This is a genomic window from Streptomyces hirsutus, assembly GCF_001418415.1.
GTDB classification, from domain to species: Bacteria; Actinomycetota; Actinomycetes; order Streptomycetales; family Streptomycetaceae; genus Streptomyces; species Streptomyces hirsutus.
On record NZ_LIQT01000767.1, the window covers coordinates 1 to 2,944 of the forward strand.

The window sequence follows — 2,944 nt, forward strand, 5'->3', positions numbered from 1 at the left end:
GAGGGTGGGAGGGCGGCGACGAGCAGGCCGGCGATGGGGAACGGCAGCAGGAGCAGCAGGATCGTCAGGCTGAGGGTGCTGCCGAAGACGTCGGCTGGGATCAGGTGGGAGCGCAGGGTGCGCAGGACGATGGTGAGGCCGCCTTCGCCGGCCATCAGGGCGGCGATCAACAGCAGGTAGCTGTGGTAGGCATCGGCCTGGGAGACGGCGAGAGTCGCTCCGGCAGCGAGAACGGAGGCCGCGGCGCCGACCGGCCATAGGCCCCAGCGGTCGATCGCCCGGCGGGCGGCGGTGATGGCGAGCAGGGAGGCGACGGCTGCGGCGGACCAGATGAGTCCGGCGTCCGCGCTGGAGCGCCGTAGTTCGGTGATCACGATCACCGGCATGGCCGCCTGCAGGACGGCGATGGCCGTGTTGGAGACCATAAGGCCGCCGACCAGCCAGGCCAGGGCGGGCAGCGAACGCAGTGTTGCCCATCCCGTTCGCAGTCCTCCCTTGGCCAATGCCGCGCTCGGCGGTATGTTCCGTTCCCCGGCTCCGAGGGCGGCGGCGAACAGGGAGAAGGCCGCGAGCGTGCCGAGCATGGCGGTCGGCCCGCCGTGCTCCAGCAGCAGGCCGGCAACCAGCGGTCCGGCGAGCATGGCGGTCTGGTCGATGCCCAGCAGCACGGACTGCACCCGGTGGGCCTGAGCGCCCGCGCTCCGGCTCGCTGCGCCGCCGACGGTCTCGGCGGCCACGTAGCTGAACTCGGTGAGGAGGCCGGTGGACGCGGCCAGCAGCATGACCGTGGCGGTCACCGCCGGCGACCCGGCGTCGAGCGCGGTCAGGACGCCGGCGGTGGCGAGCACGGCCAGGGCCCGCGCGAGGCAGGCTGCCCGGAAGACACAGGCCGTGCCGTGACGGTCGACCACGGTGCCGACCACGGTGAAGGCCGCAATGCGCGGAATCCATTCCAGCGCGAAGGCCAGGCCGGTCAGCGCGGCCGACCCGGTAGCGGCGAGGACGAGGAGGGGGATGCCGTAGGTGGCCATCGCGAAGGCGGCACCGTCGGCGCTGCGCGGCAGGTAGATCCCGCGCAGGAGGCCGGGGGTAGACGTCACGCGGCGACGCCATGGGTGCTTCGGTTTCGCTGATGGGTGTGGACCCACTCGGCCATCAGCCAGTGGATGCGGCCGAGTTCGGCAACGTGCTCACCGTCGGGATCCTGCGTGCCTTCTGTCGGCGTTCCCAGAAGAGCAAAGGTGTGCTGGATCCGTCCGGCGAAGTCGCACAGCGGAGCGGGGTGGTTGTGCCGCCGGGCCCACCGCGCGGTCGCGTCGTAGAGGTCGGCGAGATCCCGGCCGGCTGCCGAGAGGCCCACGCTGCCGGGGGTGCGGATGAGGAGTCCGAGGGCATCTGCCTGCTCGATGGCTTGGCGGATCTGGCGGGTGGAGAGGTCCGCGAGGGTGCGTGCCAGGCCGCGCACCGGTATCGCTCCGTGGTCGTCGATCTCGCTGACCAGGCGAATCAGGCTCGCGGAGGACAGTACCGTGCACATGTCGTGGAGCTGCTGGTGGGGGAGAGCGGGAATCACCGGCGGGCTCCCCCGGTCGGCAGGACAGCCTTCACTCGGGCGGGGATGGCATGGGAGAACAACTCGCTGGGCTGCCAGCCGGGGCGGCGTGCGGGCTGCGTCGGTACGGCGGGGGCGGGGATCGTGGGCTGGTGGCTGGTCCAGGCGGGAGCAGGACTCGCAGGTCCGGGGGCGGGTCGCCCCCAGAGCGGATGCCGGGCGGCGTGGTCGAGTGGTCGTCCGGCGGACCATAGGGAAAGGGCTCCGAAAACGGGCCCCAGAGCGTCACCGGCCCGCGAGAGGCGGTAAGGCTGCCCGTTGCCCGCGGTCATCACCAGGCCGTCATCGATGAGTTGGCGAAGCGGCGGGTAGATGTTGGTCCAGTAGCCGTCGGGGATGACGATGCGGGCCAGGGCCCGAGCAGTCACCTCCTGCCGTGACTTGAGCACCCAGAGGATCGCGGCAGCCTGTCGGCGGGCGAGGAGGGTGAGACTGTCCTCGACCTGTTCGATCACGGACAGCGGCTGCTCCGGCTTCTCCAGGTGTTCCTCGGCCCAGGCAGCCATCACCGGGAGCACCGGCAGGAGTTGTCGGCCCCGGATGGTGAGGCCGTAGGTGACGTGACGCGCGGAGTGTTCGGTGCGCTCGGCGAGGCCGGCGTCGCACAGCGAGCGGATCTTGGGATGCAGCTGGCCGCTCTGGAGATACGGCAGCTTGGCCGCGATCTCCGTGTAGCGCTGGGGCGGCTGGTTCAGGGCCAGCAGGATCCGCACGTTCCAGCGCGGGGTGATCATCTGGAGGGCTTCGGTGACCCGGGCGACGTCGACGTCGTCGGCGGGCGGCAGACCGGTGATGGCCAAGGGGGTGAACTCCTGGGAGGCGGAAGGCCGGACGTTGTCGGGTCAGCGGCTCGGGGCGGGGCTCGCGGCCGGTACGGGCGGAGCGGCAACGGGTACTGCCGCAGAGGTGGTGGGCGGCTCCGGTGCCGGCGCGCGACCGAGGCTGCGCAGAACTGCGTTGGCGGTTGCGGCCTGCGTGTCGCGGACGGCCACGGCTTCGGCGAGGCGGCGGGCGCAGTCGAGGATGTGGGAGACCTCATGGGCGCCGATCTGCCGATCAGGTTGGGTCAGGTGCTGCAGCCGCTCTCGGTGCGCGGTGATGCTCTGTTCGGCGAACGCCAAGGTGTGGTGGCTGCCGAGGAGAGCGGCCAGCATGCCGGGGGCCTGGCCCTGAGCGTGTGCTTCGAGGCCGGGCAGTTCGGCGCCGTACAGGCCCTCGATCCGTGCGGCGATCTCAGCGGCGGTGGGATGGGGCAATCGGTAGAAGCTCTCATCGTCGTCGGCTGTGGGCCGCCCCGACATGCGCGGGTGCCGGGGCGGCGGAGGCCGGGGG

The 2,944-nt window shown here is 71.7% G+C and carries 4 protein-coding genes; all 4 read right to left on the reverse strand.

Annotation, left to right across the window (positions count from 1 at the left end; all coding sequences use genetic code 11):
- On the reverse strand, nt 1–1,031 hold a 1,031-nt coding region (locus AOK11_RS38435), incomplete at its 3' end, for an MFS transporter (RefSeq protein WP_055598228.1).
- Between the two features lie 65 nt (nt 1,032–1,096).
- The gene (locus tag AOK11_RS38440) at nt 1,097–1,573 is read right to left on the reverse strand and encodes a hypothetical protein (RefSeq protein ID WP_055598226.1); all 477 of its coding nucleotides are present in this window, start codon (nt 1,571–1,573) and stop codon (nt 1,097–1,099) included.
- Nucleotides 1,570–2,412 carry a winged helix-turn-helix transcriptional regulator gene (locus tag AOK11_RS38445; RefSeq protein WP_055598227.1) on the reverse strand — a complete coding sequence of 281 codons (843 nt, stop codon included), beginning with the start codon at nt 2,410–2,412 and terminating at the stop codon, nt 1,570–1,572. The genes AOK11_RS38440 and AOK11_RS38445 overlap by 4 nt, the downstream gene beginning before the upstream one ends.
- A 42-nt stretch (nt 2,413–2,454) precedes the next feature.
- On the reverse strand, nt 2,455–2,944 hold a 490-nt coding region (locus tag AOK11_RS38450), incomplete at its 5' end, for a hypothetical protein (RefSeq protein WP_338058971.1).